The organism is Paenibacillus faecalis, assembly GCF_900289175.1.
Classification (GTDB): Bacteria; Bacillota; Bacilli; order Paenibacillales; family Paenibacillaceae; genus Paenibacillus_AQ; species Paenibacillus_AQ faecalis.
In genome coordinates this window covers 2,322,815-2,339,589 of sequence record NZ_LT985747.1, presented here as the reverse complement: position 1 = coordinate 2,339,589, position 16,775 = coordinate 2,322,815, and the positions used below count along the sequence as shown (strand labels likewise).

Annotated in this window: 17 protein-coding genes; 15 read left to right on the top strand and 2 right to left on the bottom strand. The window is 44.8% G+C overall.

The window, feature by feature from the left end; genetic code table 11:
* Nucleotides 1-51: 51 nt before the first annotated feature.
* Entirely contained in the window at nt 52-903 is an 852-nt protein-coding gene (locus C8268_RS11185) for a polysaccharide deacetylase family protein (RefSeq protein WP_106767727.1), read from the bottom strand.
* Nucleotides 904-1,059: 156 nt separating this feature from the next.
* Between C8268_RS11185 and C8268_RS11180 the strand changes: the two genes are divergently transcribed.
* The 13 genes from C8268_RS11180 (at nt 1,060) to C8268_RS11120 (ending at nt 12,882) form a co-directional block, all read left to right on the top strand.
* A complete protein-coding gene (locus C8268_RS11180) occupies nt 1,060-2,085 on the top strand; it encodes an NADH:flavin oxidoreductase/NADH oxidase (protein WP_106767726.1) in 1,026 nt (341 codons plus the stop codon).
* 198 nt (nt 2,086-2,283) lie between these two features.
* Nucleotides 2,284-2,979 (top strand): dihydroorotate dehydrogenase electron transfer subunit, encoded by a 696-nt coding sequence (locus C8268_RS11175; RefSeq protein WP_106767725.1) that lies wholly within the window; start codon nt 2,284-2,286, stop codon nt 2,977-2,979.
* Nucleotides 2,972-3,904, top strand: a complete 933-nt coding sequence (locus tag C8268_RS11170) for a dihydroorotate dehydrogenase (protein WP_106767724.1) — start codon at nt 2,972-2,974, stop codon at nt 3,902-3,904. Before C8268_RS11175 ends, C8268_RS11170 begins: the two co-directional genes overlap by 8 nt.
* A gap of 213 nt (nt 3,905-4,117) precedes the next feature.
* Entirely contained in the window at nt 4,118-4,819 is a 702-nt protein-coding gene (locus C8268_RS11165; RefSeq protein ID WP_106767723.1) for a GntR family transcriptional regulator, read from the top strand.
* A 96-nt stretch (nt 4,820-4,915) separates the two neighbouring features.
* A complete protein-coding gene (locus C8268_RS11160; RefSeq protein WP_106767722.1) occupies nt 4,916-5,905 on the top strand; it encodes an ADP-ribosylglycohydrolase family protein in 990 nt (329 codons plus the stop codon).
* Between the two features lie 34 nt (nt 5,906-5,939).
* Nucleotides 5,940-7,319, top strand: coding sequence for a purine-cytosine permease family protein (locus tag C8268_RS11155; RefSeq protein WP_106767721.1), 1,380 nt, complete (start codon nt 5,940-5,942; stop codon nt 7,317-7,319).
* Nucleotides 7,316-8,224 (top strand): PfkB family carbohydrate kinase, encoded by a 909-nt coding sequence (locus C8268_RS11150; RefSeq protein WP_106767720.1) that lies wholly within the window; start codon nt 7,316-7,318, stop codon nt 8,222-8,224. Before C8268_RS11155 ends, C8268_RS11150 begins: the two co-directional genes overlap by 4 nt.
* A gap of 271 nt (nt 8,225-8,495) precedes the next feature.
* Nucleotides 8,496-8,852, top strand: coding sequence for a prenylated flavin chaperone LpdD (gene lpdD, locus C8268_RS11145; protein WP_106767719.1), 357 nt, complete (start codon nt 8,496-8,498; stop codon nt 8,850-8,852).
* Between the two features lie 105 nt (nt 8,853-8,957).
* The gene (locus C8268_RS11140) at nt 8,958-9,632 is read left to right on the top strand and encodes a PspA/IM30 family protein (protein ID WP_106767718.1); all 675 of its coding nucleotides are present in this window, start codon (nt 8,958-8,960) and stop codon (nt 9,630-9,632) included.
* Between the two features lie 121 nt (nt 9,633-9,753).
* The gene (locus C8268_RS11135) at nt 9,754-10,158 is read left to right on the top strand and encodes a DUF350 domain-containing protein (protein WP_106767717.1); all 405 of its coding nucleotides are present in this window, start codon (nt 9,754-9,756) and stop codon (nt 10,156-10,158) included.
* 31 nt (nt 10,159-10,189) lie between these two features.
* A complete protein-coding gene (locus tag C8268_RS11130; RefSeq protein WP_106767716.1) occupies nt 10,190-10,696 on the top strand; it encodes a DUF4178 domain-containing protein in 507 nt (168 codons plus the stop codon).
* Nucleotides 10,697-10,706: 10 nt separating this feature from the next.
* Nucleotides 10,707-11,453 carry a DUF4247 domain-containing protein gene (locus C8268_RS11125; RefSeq protein WP_106767715.1) on the top strand — a complete coding sequence of 249 codons (747 nt, stop codon included), beginning with the start codon at nt 10,707-10,709 and terminating at the stop codon, nt 11,451-11,453.
* Nucleotides 11,454-11,592: 139 nt separating this feature from the next.
* Nucleotides 11,593-12,882, top strand: coding sequence for a molybdopterin molybdotransferase MoeA (locus C8268_RS11120; RefSeq protein WP_106767714.1), 1,290 nt, complete (start codon nt 11,593-11,595; stop codon nt 12,880-12,882).
* 121 nt (nt 12,883-13,003) lie between these two features.
* Here C8268_RS11120 and xerS read toward each other — a convergent pair whose 3' ends face one another.
* Nucleotides 13,004-14,086 (bottom strand): tyrosine recombinase XerS, encoded by a 1,083-nt coding sequence (gene xerS / locus C8268_RS11115; RefSeq protein ID WP_106767713.1) that lies wholly within the window; start codon nt 14,084-14,086, stop codon nt 13,004-13,006.
* Between the two features lie 200 nt (nt 14,087-14,286).
* Here xerS and C8268_RS11110 point away from each other — a divergent pair, with 200 nt between their 5' ends.
* A complete protein-coding gene (locus C8268_RS11110) occupies nt 14,287-14,805 on the top strand; it encodes a GNAT family N-acetyltransferase (RefSeq protein WP_106767712.1) in 519 nt (172 codons plus the stop codon).
* A gap of 647 nt (nt 14,806-15,452) precedes the next feature.
* Nucleotides 15,453-16,769 carry an ABC transporter substrate-binding protein gene (locus tag C8268_RS11105; protein WP_106767711.1) on the top strand — a complete coding sequence of 439 codons (1,317 nt, stop codon included), beginning with the start codon at nt 15,453-15,455 and terminating at the stop codon, nt 16,767-16,769.
* Nucleotides 16,770-16,775: the final 6 nt, after the last annotated feature.

Below are 16,775 nucleotides of genomic sequence, written 5' to 3'. Positions count from 1 at the left end.
TAGCTGAGAAATCAGTATGACCCACCGTCTTTATTCTTATCTTAAAGTCGTTTATAGACCTTCGGTAACACCGAGCATTTCGGGCAGGGTGACGAATGAATAGCCTTTTTTCTTTAATTCTGCAATCACTTCCGGCAGAGCTTCAATAGTTCCAGTCAGATCAGAGCCAACTCCGCCTCCCGCATGCTGGAGGACGATCGCTCCAGGACCTACAGCAGATAGTATATTGTTTTTCACTTCTTCTTTATTTAAACCTTTCCAATCCAGTGAATCTACGTTCCAGTTGACGACCTTATAATTGTTCTTGCGCGCCCAGCGAAGCTGTTCTTCATTGATCTCTCCATATGGAGGACGAATGAGACGGGGCTTGATCCCAGTGATTCGCTGCAGAATTTGGTTAGTACGCTCGATTTGATTTTGGAATTGAGGCAATGTAAGCTTGGGGAATTCTGCATGATTGTATGAATGGTTGCCAATGGCATGTCCTTCTCGCTTCATACGGGCAACGAGCTTGGGATGTTTTTCTGCTCTGTTGCCGATTACAAAAAAAGTTGCCTTCACTCCCTCTTGTTTGAGCACATCTAAAACTTGTGGAGTAAATCTCGGGTCAGGTACATCATCAAAGGTCAGAGCTACCTGCTTTACCCTTGGTCCCCTGCTTTTGAACGTATTTGGATACCTCTTCATCAACTGGCTGAGGGAAAGGGAATCCTTTGAGCTTGAACGTTTTTTTCTTTTGGCATCTTCCTGGCTCGTTGTGCCTGACATGACGGAGGAATGACTTGGGTCCTCCAGCGAGGTATCTGTAATATTTATAGTGCTGTTTGTCGCTGCTGCGGTTTCCATGCACGGGAGCAATAGCACAATTATGAACAGAAGCCAAATACGGGAGCGGTTTAGCATGATTTCAAGCCTCCTTTATCTAATTGTTTGTATTCCCGTATGTAACCTAAAATATCCTGAATTGATGGATCATTGCGATTTTTGGTTTTACTACAGAAAAGTGTATAATAGCCATTGGGTAGGTAAGATCATTTAAGTACGGAAGGGATGAGATCGTTGGCTGATTTGTTTACTCCTTACAACTTTAAAAATCTGACGCTAAAAAACCGGATTGTGATGCCTCCGATGTGTCAATATTCCGTTCAGGCAGAGGATGGTATCCCGAACGATTGGCATTATGTCCATTATGTTAGCCGGGCTGTTGGCGGCACGGGTCTGATCATTGTAGAAATGACGGGTGTTCATCCGGATGGTCGTATTTCGAATCAAGATACGGGGATATGGAGCGATGAACATATCCCGGCTTATCGGAAAATTGTCGACAGTGTTCATGCTTATGGTACAAAGATAGGCATTCAGCTCGGGCATGCAGGGCGCAAAGCTCAGGATGCGGAACCTCCGGTAGCACCTTCCGCAATCGCTTTCAGCTCCCGTTATTCCATGCCGAAAGCCCTCACGACCGAAGAGATTGAAGAGCTCATTCAGGCGTATAAAGAGGGGGCGCGCCGTGCAGTGGAAGCTGGTTTCGATACGGTAGAAGTCCATGGAGCACATGGTTATTTGATTCATCAATTTCATTCACCTCTTACAAATCAGCGTGATGATGAATACGGACAGGATCTAGCTCTGTTCGGTGAGCGGGTAGTAAAAGCTGTGAAAGAAGTGCTGCCTGAGGGAATGCCTCTGTTGATGCGTGTGTCTGCTAAGGAATATGTGGACGGGGGATATGATGTAGAATATTGTGCCAAGATTAGTCAGCGGTATAAAGATGCTGGTGTCGATATCTTCCATATTACTTCAGGAGGCGAGGGGCCGATTGGTCCAGACGGCGGTCCTAAGGCTGAGCCAGGTTATCAAGTGGAGCTGGCCAAGGAATTCAAGCGACTTTTGCAAGTTCCCGTTATTGCTGTTGGCCTTTTGGATGACTATAACGTCGCTCAAGATGTTATTTTGTCTGGAAAAGCAGACCTTGTTGCCGTTGGAAGAGGAATGCTGCACGATCCGTATTGGGCTTTGCATGCAGCTGAGGCATTGGAGGGGAACCAAAAGGTTCCTAAACAGTACGAGCGTGGTTTTAAGTAATGTTGAGATAAGACATATATATGAGAAGGAGTCCCGGGATTTTTCCGGGACTTTTTATATGAGCAGGTATTTTTCTTGATTTCGCTAAATGGAGGAATTTAATCGTTTGTATGTTCATCAATTGTGAATTGTATCACTGACGCCCGAACGTTTTCCATGCAAAGTAATTGGGATTAGATATGCGCAGGAGGTCTTACGATGGGGACAGTGATTTCGAACAAGAAAGTAGCAGACGGGATCGGCCTGCTGGTGATTGAGAGCAGTCGGGGAGGAAATCCCGGACAATTTTATATGCTGCGTGCCTGGGACAACTATCCGCTTCTCTCGCGGCCAATCAGTATCTTTGATAACGATGAGAACACCATTTCGTTCTTGTATCAGGTTGTAGGTGAGGGAACACGGCGCTTTCAGGAGCTTAGAGCAGGGGACAAGCTTCATATGGAGGGTCCTTTTGGTAATGGATTTCCGGGGGTAGAAGGCTCGTTAGCGCTGGTTGGAGGCGGGATAGGTATTGCTCCGCTATTTTATATGGCAAAAGCCGTCCCGAATGCAGATGTTTATCTTGGCTTCAGCCAGCAGCCGTATTTAACCGATGCATTTCTTGAAGTAAGCAGATCTCTACATGTTGAAGTGGGCGGTACGATCCTGAGCAGTATCGACTTTACTGAATACGATAAAGTGATGGTGTGCGGCCCTCACGGGATGTTAAAGGCAGCTTCGGACAAGCACAAAGAGCATGGAAGACCTCACCATGTATTTGTTTCACTGGAGAACCGTATGGCATGCGGAGTCGGTGCATGTCTTGTATGTAGTGTGAAGTGCAGGGACGGCCGCAAGAAAGCTTGTACAGACGGTCCTGTATTTCCTGTGGAGGAGGTTGTTTTCAATGACTGATTTGAGCTGTGTTATCGCAGGAGTTCCATTCAAAAATCCGGTTATGATGGCTTCAGGCACATTTGGATTTGGGCGTGAGTATTCAGCATTTTATCCGATCGATGAATTAGGAGGCATTTGCGGTAAAGGCCTCACCCTTCACCCGAAGGAGGGGAATCCAGGAATCCGTATGTGGGAAACAGCTTCAGGGATGATGAATAGTGTAGGTTTGGAAAACCCCGGGGTTCACGCTTTTTTGGAGCAGGAATGTCCGTACTGGGAAACACTTGACACCGTTCGTATTGCCAATCTGGGTGGTGGATGTCTTGAAGATTACACGGAAGGCGCTCGGCTGATTGAGGAGAACGAGAATAAAAGACGTAAAGAGGGACGCTCTGCGGTGGACATGATTGAGCTGAATATTTCTTGTCCTAATGTAAAGGAAGGCGGCATGGCATTCGGAATACAGACAGAAGAAGCGCGTAAGGTCGTTCGTGCTGTCCGGCGTGAAGTGAGCATGCCGCTGATCGTAAAACTTTCTCCGGGGGCGGAGAAGCTGACCGAGATGGCTTACATGTGTGAGCAGGAAGGGGCAGATGCCGTTTCATTAATCAATACGATATCTGCGATGAAGATCGATGTTAGATCTAGAAAGAGCGTGTTCCGTCACGGTTATGCGGGCTTGTCTGGACCTGCGATAAAGCCGATCGCACTGCGTATGGTCCATCAGGTATCCCATGCGGTAAATATACCGGTCATTGGCGTTGGCGGAATATCTTCAGGGGAAGATATCATGGAGTTTATAATGGCTGGCGCGTCGGCTGTTCAAGTCGGTACTGCTGGCTTTGCCGATCTTCGGGCAGGCGTCAGGCTGATCCGTGAACTGGAAACGCTGATGATCGAGGAAAAAATATCACATTTGGATGAGGTTCGAGGAATCGTATAAAACATACAATCGGGAAAGGAGTTACGCCAGTAACAAGGGCTCCTCTGCTTAATGGCAGGGGAGCCCTAAATCCATCGATAAGAAACCTCTTGTCAACATTCGTTCGGTATGCTATAGTTGAATCAACTCATACGTATGAGTGGACAACTTAATAGAAAATGAAAAGGCTTACGAAACATCATCAAGAATCATTTTCAAGAGAAGGAGGTTGTGATGCTCAATAAGCATGATAGTGTTCCTCTGTATGTCCAGTTACAGAATATCATTAGGGATCAAATTTTAAGCGGGAAATACAAGGAAGGCGAGATCATCCCTTCAGAGACGGAAATGATGAAGACCTATGATGTGACGAGGACGACGATACGAAAAGCGATTGCCACTCTTGTGGATGAGGGACTTCTAATTAAACATCACGGTAAGGGTACCATGGTGTGTCTGCGGCAGGTGAAGCAGAATATATGGAACTTTAGCGGCTTTACTGATTTTGTACGCAAAAAAAACGAAGTTCCCATGTCACGCGTGTTAACGAAGGAAGTACTGACCCTTGATCATGCACAGTACTTAAAACTCGTCAGACTCCGGGGAACGATGAGGGAGACGCGTACCAACTGGATGACGCTGGATACGTCATATATTCCGCTGAAACTGTTTCCTAACATTGAACAATTCGATTTTGCAGAACAATCGCTTTACCAAATCATGAATCGGGAATACGATATATATCCTCAAAACGCGACGCTGGGTATTGTTCCGATTCTGAGTAATAAGGAGATCCAGCAGCTGTTCGATTGCGAGGAAAACATTCCGCTCATCACGGCAAAAGGAAGCGTTTTCGATGAGAGCGGCAGAGAGATTGAGAAAGTAGAGGTCGTTTACGGACCTAACGTGGAGTTTAAGATCGCTACGCATATTTAAAATGAGATGGAGCGATCTTTTTTTACAACATAACTCATACGTACAACCGTATGACTGTACAACTATATAAAAAATAAACAAAGGTAGGAGCTCGACATGAAGAATAAAATATTGGGCGCTCTGTACGGTATGGCTATTGGAGATTCCATGGGGATGCCGCCGGAGCTGTGGGGAAGAAACAGAGTTAAAAATGTTTTCGGAACGATCACGGATTTTCTGGACGGTCCTGAGGAGAATGAGGTAGCTCGAAATTTCAAGCGTGGACAATATACGGATGATACTTCGCAAGCGCTGCTTATTCTGGATGCATTGATCGAAAATGATTTTGTACCGGATACTCAAATCATCGGTAGATATTTGCTTGAATGGGCTGATAAGCTCAATGCATTTGATAACAACATTCTCGGACCAAGCTCAAAAGCAGCTTTGTTAGCAATAAAAGAAGGAAAAGATACGACCGAATTTACTTCAAGAGCCGAGACGAATGGAGCTGCTATGCGGATTGCTCCGATCGGTTGCCTGTTTACAGCGAAATCACGAGGTCAATTGCCGGAATACGTATTTCAAATTAGTCAAGTTACCCACTCAACAGATGTAGCCGTTGGGGGGGCAGCGATGATCGCGGCAGCGGTGAGTTCAGCGATGGAAGATCGGTCTTGGGATGACATCATGCAGGATGCTGTGGATGCTTACGATGTTGCCAAAGGTTTGGGAGCAGAGACGTACAGTGCCTCTTTGTCCGCCCGATTGAAGCTGGCGCTTACGATTGCAGAGAAGTATGAGAACGATGAGGAACCATTTTTACAGAACATCTACGATGTAGTCGGGAGCGGGGTTATGACCAGCGAATCTGTACCAGCGGCACTGGCCATTGCCTACTATGCCAAGGAACCTGAGCGCTGCAGCCTGCTATGCGCCAATTTAGGGGGCGATACCGATACGATTGGAGCCATGGCAACAGCCATATGTGGGGCAAAATCGGGAGCTGAGGCGATCAACGGAGATTGGAAGCGCTTAATAGATGAAGCAAATGATGTCAACTTGGAACATTATGCAGATCAAATTATGGCTTTTAGAAAGAAATGATCGTGAACACACTATATCACAGGGGGAATAACGCATGTCCAGCACTGAAAACAATCTGGTTGTCCCACGCGAGGAAAGAATCGGACGTCCGAAAGAGCTGTTTTTTATTTGGTTCGCTAGTAATATTGGCATTCTCGGCGTGGTGTATGGAGCCCTTATTGTCGGATACCAACTGAGTTTCATCCAGTCGGTCCTTGCGGCTATTGTCGGAGCTTTGTCCTTTTCATTAGTTGCATATTTAAGTCTTTCAGGTCTCAAAGCAGGGAGCACTACTTTCGTATTGTCGAGGGCCGTTTTTGGAGTCAAAGGGAATTACATTCCGAATTTACTCGGGTGGCTTAGCCTCGTCGGCTGGCTTGCAGTGAACGTGGTGACAGGTACGTTGACCTTGATGTCGTTATTTGGAATGCTTGGATTATCTCAATCCCATGTTCTAACGATCATATCTTTGGCCTTGTTCGCTTCTCTTATTCTTGTTTCCACCTTGTTCAAACAAGATATGCTTGTAAAAATACAAACCTTTTTCACTTATGTATTCGGCGCGCTCACTCTCTTGGTTTTATTGATCCTGATCCCCAAAACGGATTGGACAGCTCTATTGAGCATGAGCGACGGAGACTGGCTTGGCGGTTTCCTCCCGGCCATCTCATTGATCATTGCAGGAACCGGGGTCAGCTGGTCCATTGCTGCCGCTGATTACAGCGCTTATCAGAATCCGGATAATTCTTCGAAAAAAGTGTTTGCCAGCGTGACGGTGGGGGCATTTATCCCTTTATTTATACTGATGGGGGTCGGTATTCTGATTAGCACCTCTATCCCGGATCTGGCGTCCGCTTCCAATCCTATCGATGTGATCGGACAAGCGCTTCCAAGCTGGATGACCCTGCTGTACTTTATAACGGCGCTTGGCGGTCTCATCCCGCAATGTATTATTAGCTTGAAGTCGGCACGAGTCAATATGGAGACGTTGAATATTCGGGTCAGTGAGCGAACAGCGATTATCATTCATGCGGTGATCATGATTATGATTCCGGTATATGTCTTGTTTATCTCTGAGGATTTTTTGTGGAACTTTCAACTGTTCCTTAGCTTGTTAGGTATTGGTTTGGCCGCTTGGGCGTCCGTGTTCATGATCGATTATATGCTTCTGCGCAAACACGCGGGTTATGATGAGAGCCTGCTCACATCTGAACATGGCAGAGCGTTTAATGGCAGAGGTATTCTCAGTTGGCTGGCAGGTACGATTACAGGTTTTCTATTTACCAACTCGCCATTTTTCAATGGACCTTTTGCTAAAGGAATATTCCAAGATAGCAGCCTTGGTGTAATGATGGCTTTTGCGGTGAGTGCGATCGTGATGGCACTGCTTATATGGCTCGGGAATAACAAGCAGCAAGGAGGAACGACGAAGTGAACAAACATCTTGTGCAACATTCGGGAGATACAGGAAACGTTCTTGTTATTGGCGCGGCTGTTGTCGATGTCATCATTCAACTGGATCAGCTTCCTAAAACGGCTGAAGATGTAGTAGCGGAACATAAGGAGACGATTGTTGGCGGTTGTGCATACAATGTGGCCAATATTTTGAGACAGCTTCATGTCAATTATGGTTTGTTCGCGCCTGTCGGCAAAGGGAATTATGCTAACCGGATCAAAGGGCAATTGCTACAGGATGGAGTAGAGCTTCTCCTCGAAGATGCATCGGCAGATAACGGTTGGAATCTCTCGATCGTAGAAAAAGGCGGGGAGCGAACGTTTATTACGATTCCCGGCATTGAAACGCGGTGGGAGGAACGATGGTTTTCACATATTGACCTAGGCGCATATGATTATATTTATGTAAGCGGTTATGAATTGGAAGGTCCATCCGGAAAAGTGATCGTTGATGCGCTAGGCAAGCGAAAGCAGACCGGGAAAATTGTGTTTGATGCAGGTCCTAGAATTGAATTCCTTGACAAGGAAATCTTGGAAAGAATACTCGGGATGGGTACAATCGTCCATGCTAATAAATCGGAAATGTTGGCGTTAATGGGAGAAACGGATGTGGAGCTTGCCGCTCGAAAGCTTACACGTCTGACTCAAGAGCCTGTCGTGGTTACTTTGGGTGGAGAGGGTACTTTATACTGTACTTTAGAAGAATCGGGCATTGTTGCAACGGAGCCGGTTGAGGTCGTTGATACCATCGGGGCCGGGGATGCACATACAGGGGCTTTAATAGCTGGCTTGGCGAGAGGATATTCGATCCGGCAAGCTTGCGAGCTCGGGAATGTCATTGCAGGTATTGTGGTGCAACAGCAGGGAGGCAATCTTCAGCTCTAAACGGATAACTATACCATCTGCATGAAATTATAATCTGGACTATGCTAATATTTGCGTAGTCCAGGTTTTGTTTGTGTTCAGTGAAAAAAAGAACACTCACTGATTCCTGATAAATTTATAGTCAATTTGCTTTTGTGTTGTTGCAGCAAGTCGTTTTGGAATTTCCAGTAGATTGGGGCGCAGTTTGTTTTTAGTACATCATTATTTTCTGTCTTCTATGATATATTTACAGTTGAGGTATTTTAGAGCCTTAAAACAAGGATGTGAGTGTATGAGCAGATCATTTAGAGATGCTTTGTCAATAGAGGAAATTGAAATCGGACGGGATATCACCATTGTGATCAAAGGCGGTGACGCCCATATCGGTGCGGTTTCAACAGCTTATGTAGCTAATAAGAATCCTGTAGTTATCGAAGTGGAAACCACGTCGGTTCCCGGACATAAAGAGTATCTTTTATCCGAAAACTTTGCCCGCCGAAGCGCCATGAAGCTGCTGCGGACGGTAACGGTTATTGTTGGCATTCATTTTGACAATCTGAATAAGAATGAAATCGATGTCATCGTACAGACTGTAGAAAGCATGTTTGAGAATTATTTGGCAGGAAAGATCAGTGGTAACAACGAATAGGCGGAATATTTAATCAACAAATTTTTAAAAAAGTGAAACGTTATCCCCCTTGTGACGTAAATAAGGAGCATAGACAATTAATTTGTTATTGGGAGGCACGAAACGATGTCCATATTCAAAAGATTACGTGATTTAACCATGTCCAATATTAATGCCATTATTGACAAAGCGGAAGATCCGATTAAAATGACAGACCAATACATTCGGGATATGACGGAAGATCTCGAGGATGCGGAAAAAGCAGTAGCTTCTCAAATCGCTATTGAAAAACGGTTTAAAGCACTGTATGAAGAACAAGAGGCGCTGGTTGAAAAACGTAGTCAGCAAGCTCATACAGCTGCACAAGCACAAAATATCGATCTGGCGCGCCGGGCGCTGGAAGAGAAGAAAGCAGCGGAAGCGAAGCGGGATGAATACAAAGCCAACTATGAGCAGAACAAGCTTGCGGCTGATAATCTTCGCAGCAAGCTTGAAGAAATGCGCAAGCAGCTTGCGGCAATGAAAAATAAACGTGAAACCTTGGTAGCCCGTTACAATGCGGCAAAAGCACAAACCGAGATTAACAAGGCGATGAATGGATTCAGCTCGGATACCGCATCTGCAGGTCTGAAACGCATGGAAGAGAAAATGCTCCAGATGGAAGCACGCGCAGAAGCAAGCAATGAATTGAACACCAAGGAAAAGTCGCTGGATGAAGAGTTTGAAAGCCTTGGCAAGGATCAGGCTGTTGAAGATGAGCTTGCAGCTTTGATGAAGCAGTATGAGAACAAGGAACAATAATATCGGGTGATTCAATTCGTAAGACTAAAGAGTTAGAAACGGCGAAGGGGGAATAGCGCTTGCAGTGCGGATTTCTCCTTCGCTTTTACATGATCAGTATGTTAAATGTGGAGGCTGGGGAATGAATTTTGATGTGATTTTAGGAATGCTGGTCTGGACTGGGGTTGGTGCACTGCTTCTGTTTGTGCTGATGTTCGTGGATTCACTTTTTACGAAGTATAATGATTTGGAAGAAGTGAAAGCAGGCAATATGGCAGTGACCACACGGCTGATCATGAAGCTGTTAGCACAGGGTTATATTTTGTCTGTGTCGATCGGCACTTCTGCTCATTTGCTGGAAGCTGTAGTCGTGTCTGTTGTGTCTTTTGTGATTTTGCTCGTTTTGGAATCGCTTGCCGAGTGGGTGCTCAGACTACTCTGCGGCATCAACCTGGATAAAGGGACGCAGGATGGAAAAACCGGTTATGGATTATTTGCAGGGACACTCCATATAGTAGGAGCACTGATTATCACGGCTTTACTTTAATCTTGCATAACCGCGATAGGAGATTGGAAGAATGAGTGTATGGAAAAGAATCGGAAACTTATTTGCAAAACCAGAGCCTCCAAAGGCAGAAAAGAGTATGCTTCAGCTCTCTCCCGGCGATATATGCGAAGTTTCGCTTGTCACTTATGAAGTAACAGGTCGTGTACACAATCGCGCTCGGAACGCGGTTGTACTCACACTGCAAGACGGAAACACGATCGCATATCTTCATATCGAAGAGCGTGAAACGCTGCAGTATGCTTTATATCAGCCGATCGATGGAAGGCTCGATGCTCCGGACGAGGTGCCTACCATTATTGAACTGGATGATGGGGTGTATCATCTGGAAGAGGAATATGGCGGCCATGTATCGGTTATTGGACGCACGCCATTCTCACAAAGTGGAGAACAGCATGTATGGCAGTATCAGTCGGACGATTACCGACTGGTTAGAATCGAGTGGCAGAACGGGCGATTTATGCTCTATGAAGGAGAGAAAGTGATTCCGGGAGATGTAAAAGTCATCCGGGCTACTTAGGAGTGGTATGATGAAACGGCGCTCTTTTTTATCTTTAAAGATTATTTTAGTGATCAGCTTATTCGCTTCCCTATTAAGCGGTTGTGGAGCACCATCTGAAGTCCAGGCTTCGTATCCGCTGGAATCGGTAAATGGGGAAGGGAATGCAACATCTTATGTCTATCGTGCAGCTGGTAAAAGTGTACCGGTTGTCGCGGCGGAGTTATCCGAAGAAAATACTCCTGATGAGATGTCACCTGAAAGCACTGAACGGATGTTTCTTGTATACGGCAATGAATACTATCATCTGCAACAGGACCCGGAGAAGCCGGAAGATACCCTCATTGAGATCAGCTCCAAAGAGTATGTTCAGCGCAATTACGATTCCAGCTTTCTTCAAGGTTATCTGACTGCTGTTCTGATCAGCGATTTGTTTGATTCTTTAGGCAGATCCGGCGGGGGGTACAGGGGATATACCAGCAAGGATGTTTATAAACCTAAGGAAGGTAATTACCGGAAACCTACGGATAAAGACAAGAAGGTTGCACCTCCGCTCACTGTAGATCGCAGCGGAAAGATATCCAGACGCGGTCAAGGAAGCACAGGTTCAGATGGGAATATTTTTAAAAAGGAACCATCGAAAAAACAAAGCCGCGGTACGATCAAACGTGGTGAAAGCGGAGGGGATGGCGGATTATTTGAACCTCCGAAAAAATCATATAAAAAACCGAAGACCCGATCCGGCTCAGGCAGAATCGGAAGGCGGGGACGAAGGTAAATGAGAAGACGTGTGGTGGTCAGGCCTCCATGCGTCTTTTTCATGTATAGCTCGCTTTAAATTTGCCATCGGTATTTATACAAGTTATAACTGATTATAGATACTTGATGCTCTATTTTGGAAAGAGGGGGATGATTGAATGAACAGTAAGGGTGCTGCCGATCAAGAGTTGACCACAGGCAAATTTCAGAGAAGAGCGATTCAGGTGGAGGAGGCCCAATCGATCATTCAACAGTATGTGAAGCCGGGAAGCACGGAAGTGATTGATCTTGAACAGGCAGATGGTCGCGTTTTGGCGGCTGATCTTTTCGCTCCGCATCCTTATCCTGCTTTCCGGCGGTCGAGGATGGACGGGTACGCCATTGTTTCTTCAGATACGGTTGGCTGTAGCCATGGACAATCTGTATGGTTTAAGGTGATTGATAATATACCGTGCGGTACGGTTTCAGATCAGCTGATCACTTCGGGTACGGCTGCCCGAATCATGACGGGGGCTCAAGTTCCAGAAGGAGCAGATGCTGTCGTTATGCTGGAGATGACAGAGGATCATTTTGAAGATGGTGTGCACTGGATTTGTGTTAAAAAGGTGATTGAAGCTGAGTTGAACATCACTCCTTTAGGGTACGAGCTTCATACAGGAGATTTGATCCTTGAGCATGGAACTCGAATGGGACCTGGCGAAATATCGGTATTGGCAACTTTCGGTGTACATAACATAGAAGTTTATAAGAGGCCGGTGGTTGGAATTTTTTCAACAGGGTCAGAACTGCTCGATATACGAGAACCTCTTCAGCCCGGGAAAATTCGCAACAGCAACACCTATATGCTGGCCTCATTATTACAGGAAGCAGGGGCGGAAGCCGTTATTTTAAATGCTATTCCCGATGATCTTGCGCTTGCTTGGCAAAAGGTTGAAGAAGCACTGGATCGTTGTGATATCGTTGTTTCAACTGGCGGCGTCTCGGTAGGAGACCATGATATTATGGGAGATCTTGTTCGTTCCGGTTGGGTAAAGATGCTGTTTAACAAGGTAAGCATGAGACCGGGCAGCGTGACAACAGCCGCTGTTAAAAACGAAAAGCTGCTGTTTGCTTTATCCGGCAACCCTGGCGCATGCTTTGTAGGGTTTTTGTTATTTGTAAGGCCAACCTTGCGTCAAATGTTTGGGATGAAGGAGCCATATCTGAAGGAATGGATCGCTGAGCTCGGGATGGATGATCATAAAGTGGATCATTTTACCCGTTATATTAGGGGGACATTGGAAGTGATCGATGGAAAAGTGATGGTGAGGCCCGCTTTTTTGGATCACTCCGGTGTGATGATTACGATCAAGGACAGTTCATGTCTGATTGTAATTCCTCCGGAGCTGAGAGGTGCCAGGGCGGGACAAAAGGTTAAGGTGCTTCTATTGCCGGGGACGTTGTCATGACGACGATGATGCGTTAAGTACAAATTAAACAGGAACACGAACGGCTGAAATGTAGCAATCCGGTTCCTGTTTACAGGATGTCTATAGCAGGAGTTAAGTTAATAGATTAGATGAAGCCGGTTTAATCGTCTAAACGGCGTTCAATCGCTTCAGACATCGTCTTGTCGGTAAGATGGGCGTACACTTCTGTCGTTTCCGTTGAAGCATGGCCAAGCTGTTCTTTGGTTTTGTAAATATCGTTTTGGAGATAATAGTCTGTAGCAAAAGAGTGACGCAGCTTGTGCACGGTAAGGTATGGCTTGCCAAATCGTTTGGCGTATTTAATGATCATGGCTTGAATAGCCCGCTTGGTCATCCGTCCGCCTTCGTTCTGGCCGTTACGAAGCGCAACGAACAGCGCCTTTTCTTTTTTGGGGACTTTGTACCTGGACTGTCTTAGCGCTAAATATTGCTCTAAATCATCCTTAGCTTGAGCACGGAAGTAAACAGGTGTTTTAAATGTCTCATCGTTGTTTCCTTTACGGAATACTTGAAGCATTTTATTGTTGAGATCCAGGTCATTGATATTTAAATTTACGACTTCGGATACCCGGAGCCCGGAATTCAGGATGAGACTGGCAATGCAAGCATCACGTTCTTTATTGAGCGAATGAGCATAAAGAGCCTGCTTGTTGTTGGCGACGTCTTTTGCGTATCCTTCATGGATGTAGCCGATAAAATGAAGCAGCTCCTCATCCTCCAATATTTTTCCCTTAAGCTTGGCGGCGGTATCTTTTGGCTTATGTATCCTTTTATTTTCCACTTTAGCCATAATGTTTCGCTTTAGGAGCGGATAAAAGTCTTCATCCTCAGCAATCTGACTTAAATAATGAAATAAGGAGCGGAGGGAAGAGAGCTTGCGTGACACGGTGATCCGGGAGTTCGCCCCTTCCTTTCTTGTCGTTAAATACAGCCGATACCCGGTGATGCTTTCCATCCGGAGCGTTTCAAGCTCCAGAAGGGTGACTTCTGAATTGGCGCTCGCCTTGGACAAACCTTCTCCCCGAAGCCAGCTGAAGAAAGTTTCATAATCCCTTACATACTCCAGCAGGGTAGATGGTGAAAGATCCGGCAGCTTATAATCAATAAACTGCTGTACGAACCAAGGCATGGAAGGTACTTTTTCATCGAGTTTTGTGCGGTCAATCGTTTTTTGTATGTTCAAAATCGGTCACCTCTTAATCATGTTACGTCTAAGAAGAGTCAATATCGGGGTATAAACGATGAGTGCTTTTTCTTATGGTATCTCTTTATTGTATCATAACGTTTTGTTGTGTTCATAACTTACTTAGGGTTTTGCTTGGTTCTGTTTCACCAGGAGGAATAAAGAAGTTTAAATATATTGGTGTTTTGGAGGAGGCAGTTATGTCTACACATTTTAATCAAGTCAATGCTATGGGAATCAACCTAGTCCCTGCCAAACAGAAAGCCGTGATCGAACATTTGATGCAGTTTTATTTGTACGATTTTACGCAGTTTCTGGATATTGATGTAAGTTATGAGGGAAGGTTTGCCCCGTATCCAGGCTTGGACGATTATTGGACACTTCGCGATACCTGTTATCCTTATTTAATGACATACAGCAGCAAGCCGGCAGGTTTTGCGCTTGTCGAGCGTATGAATAACTCGGAAGAAGCCGATTATTATATGTGCGAGTTTTTTGTTATGAAAAAGTATCGCCGAAGTGGCCTAGGAACATGGGCTTCTCATCAACTGTTTGACCGGCTGAGAGGTCGCTGGAAAGTAACGGAGATCAGCACCAACATCCCGGCTCAAGCCTTTTGGCGGAAGACGATCGGTGATTACACAGGCCATCGTTATGAAGAACGTGTCGATCCCAAGCACGGGAATATATCGCAATATTTTCAAAGCGACATAAATTAATGAGATTAACTATTAATTATATAAATTAAACTTAAGAAGAAGAAAATGCGAAGTTTTGTCTGTCGTTTGTTGAAAGTATTTTTAAGCATACTTATTTGCACTAAAAGCAGCATTGATTAAACTAAAGCATATGATCGAAATGAATAGGTTATGACCCATGTAGGTATACAACATATATATTATGTAAACCTATAATATAGTAATCTTTACTTTAATAAACTTGCTCAAATACCGAATTGCATAGAATCTCATTTAAGGCAAGATGATTTATATAGCCTTTATCTAAGTTGAAAATATGCCCGAAATAAGCCATCGAAGGAAGAAAAACATCTTCTTAAGATGGCTTTTTGTTGCGATGGTGATTTTGTTATAAAAAATCATCATATGAAAAATTCATAATAGTAGAGTGAATGAATCATTTACCTATTTACTTTACCTCTATCAAGTGAAAGCACAGCCCTTTTGAAAAACAATGAAATCTAAGGAAAATAAATATAAAATTTACATAATATAAAGTTGGAAGGCTATATTTTTCTCCCCCATTTAGAGGAATATCCCCCTTTGAATACAGGCGAAGTTGACATAAACTTTGGTTAGACAGCTAGAACAATACTCACTGTAAAATAATTTTGAGGGGGATTTTAGAAATGAAAAGGTCTTCATTACTACTTTTGAGTGTAATGTTGCTTGTCAGCATGTTCCTTGCAGCCTGCGGCGGTAACAATCCTGCAGCTGATGGGGATAATCCGGAGACGGATACTCCTAAACAGGAGGCAAAAGATGTATCACTTCGCGTATTCTCGACATTCGGTGGTACCGATGCCGCACGTGAAGCATTCCAAGCACTCTTGGATGACTTTGAGAAAAAGCATCCGAACGTGAAAATTGAAAACGATGTTATGTCTGCAAATGATGACGGTTTCAGAACAAAAGTCAATACAGACATGAACAGCGGCAATGAGCCGGACTTGCTATTCTACTTTATCGGTGCTGACGCTGAAGGGTTTGTAAACGCAGGAAAAGTTGTTCCTTTAAATGAAATTCTGGATGCTGATCCGGAATGGAAGAACGGATTTATTCCGAATGCTCTTGAAATGGCAAAACAAGATGATGGTAACATTTATGCAGTTCCTTTAACAGGGTTTTATGAAGGTTTGTTCGTAAACAAGAAGATCTTTGAAGAGCATGGCCTAGAGCTTCCAACAGATTGGGACAAACTGACAACCGCAGTTAAAACACTCTCTGAAAAAGGCGTTATTCCGATCTCTGCACCATTCGATCAGTCTCACTACCTGATTGAACATGCGATTTTGGCTGCTGCTGGTCCTGAAGGTCAAGACAAAGGATTGATTGATGGAATCGATCCGAACTGGGAAAAAGGTTATGCTGCAATGAAAGAGCTTTATGATCTCGGGGCATTTCCTAAGGATGCCGCTACGATCGACTTGGGTATGGCAGGTAACTACTACAGTGAAGGTCTTGCTGCAATGCTGATTGAAGGATCATGGGCGATCGGCGGTTGGAGCGATGATGTTAAAGAAAACTCCACTGTAGTTCCATTCCCGGCTATCCCTGGCGGAGCAGGTGGTGGTAATGATGTTGTAGGTGGCTTCGGTACTGGCTTCTATGTATCCAAGGCGACATATGACAACCCGGATAAAAAAGATATGACCATTGAATTGATGAAACATCTGACATCACCAGATAGTATTCAAAAAATAGCTACAGCAAATGGCGGAACACCGGCAGCCGATGTTGAAATAGAAGGCTTGCCGCAGGTAGGTCTTGATGGCTTCGCAATGATACAAAATGCGGATTCGATCAGCACAACAATCGATAGTAAAGTTGCTCAAGAAACTTTCTCCACTCTTCGTGCTAACGTACAACCGGTTGTGACAGGAAAGAAAACCCCTGCACAAGCACTTGAAGAAGCGAAGAAAATCGAGGATGCCAATAAAAAATAGGTTTCA

Coding starts and splice junctions, on each gene's coding strand:
- lpdD (WP_106767719.1), top strand. CDS start 8,496: ATGAGCAGATCATTTAGAGATGCTTTGTCAATAGAGGAAATTGAAATC.
- C8268_RS11140 (WP_106767718.1), top strand. CDS start 8,958: ATGTCCATATTCAAAAGATTACGTGATTTAACCATGTCCAATATTAAT.
- C8268_RS11130 (WP_106767716.1), top strand. CDS start 10,190: ATGAGTGTATGGAAAAGAATCGGAAACTTATTTGCAAAACCAGAGCCT.
- C8268_RS11160 (WP_106767722.1), top strand. CDS start 4,916: ATGAAGAATAAAATATTGGGCGCTCTGTACGGTATGGCTATTGGAGAT.
- C8268_RS11175 (WP_106767725.1), top strand. CDS start 2,284: ATGGGGACAGTGATTTCGAACAAGAAAGTAGCAGACGGGATCGGCCTG.
- C8268_RS11170 (WP_106767724.1), top strand. CDS start 2,972: ATGACTGATTTGAGCTGTGTTATCGCAGGAGTTCCATTCAAAAATCCG.
- C8268_RS11120 (WP_106767714.1), top strand. CDS start 11,593: ATGAACAGTAAGGGTGCTGCCGATCAAGAGTTGACCACAGGCAAATTT.
- C8268_RS11165 (WP_106767723.1), top strand. CDS start 4,118: ATGCTCAATAAGCATGATAGTGTTCCTCTGTATGTCCAGTTACAGAAT.
- C8268_RS11155 (WP_106767721.1), top strand. CDS start 5,940: ATGTCCAGCACTGAAAACAATCTGGTTGTCCCACGCGAGGAAAGAATC.
- C8268_RS11110 (WP_106767712.1), top strand. CDS start 14,287: ATGTCTACACATTTTAATCAAGTCAATGCTATGGGAATCAACCTAGTC.
- C8268_RS11105 (WP_106767711.1), top strand. CDS start 15,453: ATGAAAAGGTCTTCATTACTACTTTTGAGTGTAATGTTGCTTGTCAGC.
- C8268_RS11135 (WP_106767717.1), top strand. CDS start 9,754: ATGAATTTTGATGTGATTTTAGGAATGCTGGTCTGGACTGGGGTTGGT.
- C8268_RS11185 (WP_106767727.1), bottom strand. CDS start 903: ATGCTAAACCGCTCCCGTATTTGGCTTCTGTTCATAATTGTGCTATTG.
- C8268_RS11125 (WP_106767715.1), top strand. CDS start 10,707: ATGAAACGGCGCTCTTTTTTATCTTTAAAGATTATTTTAGTGATCAGC.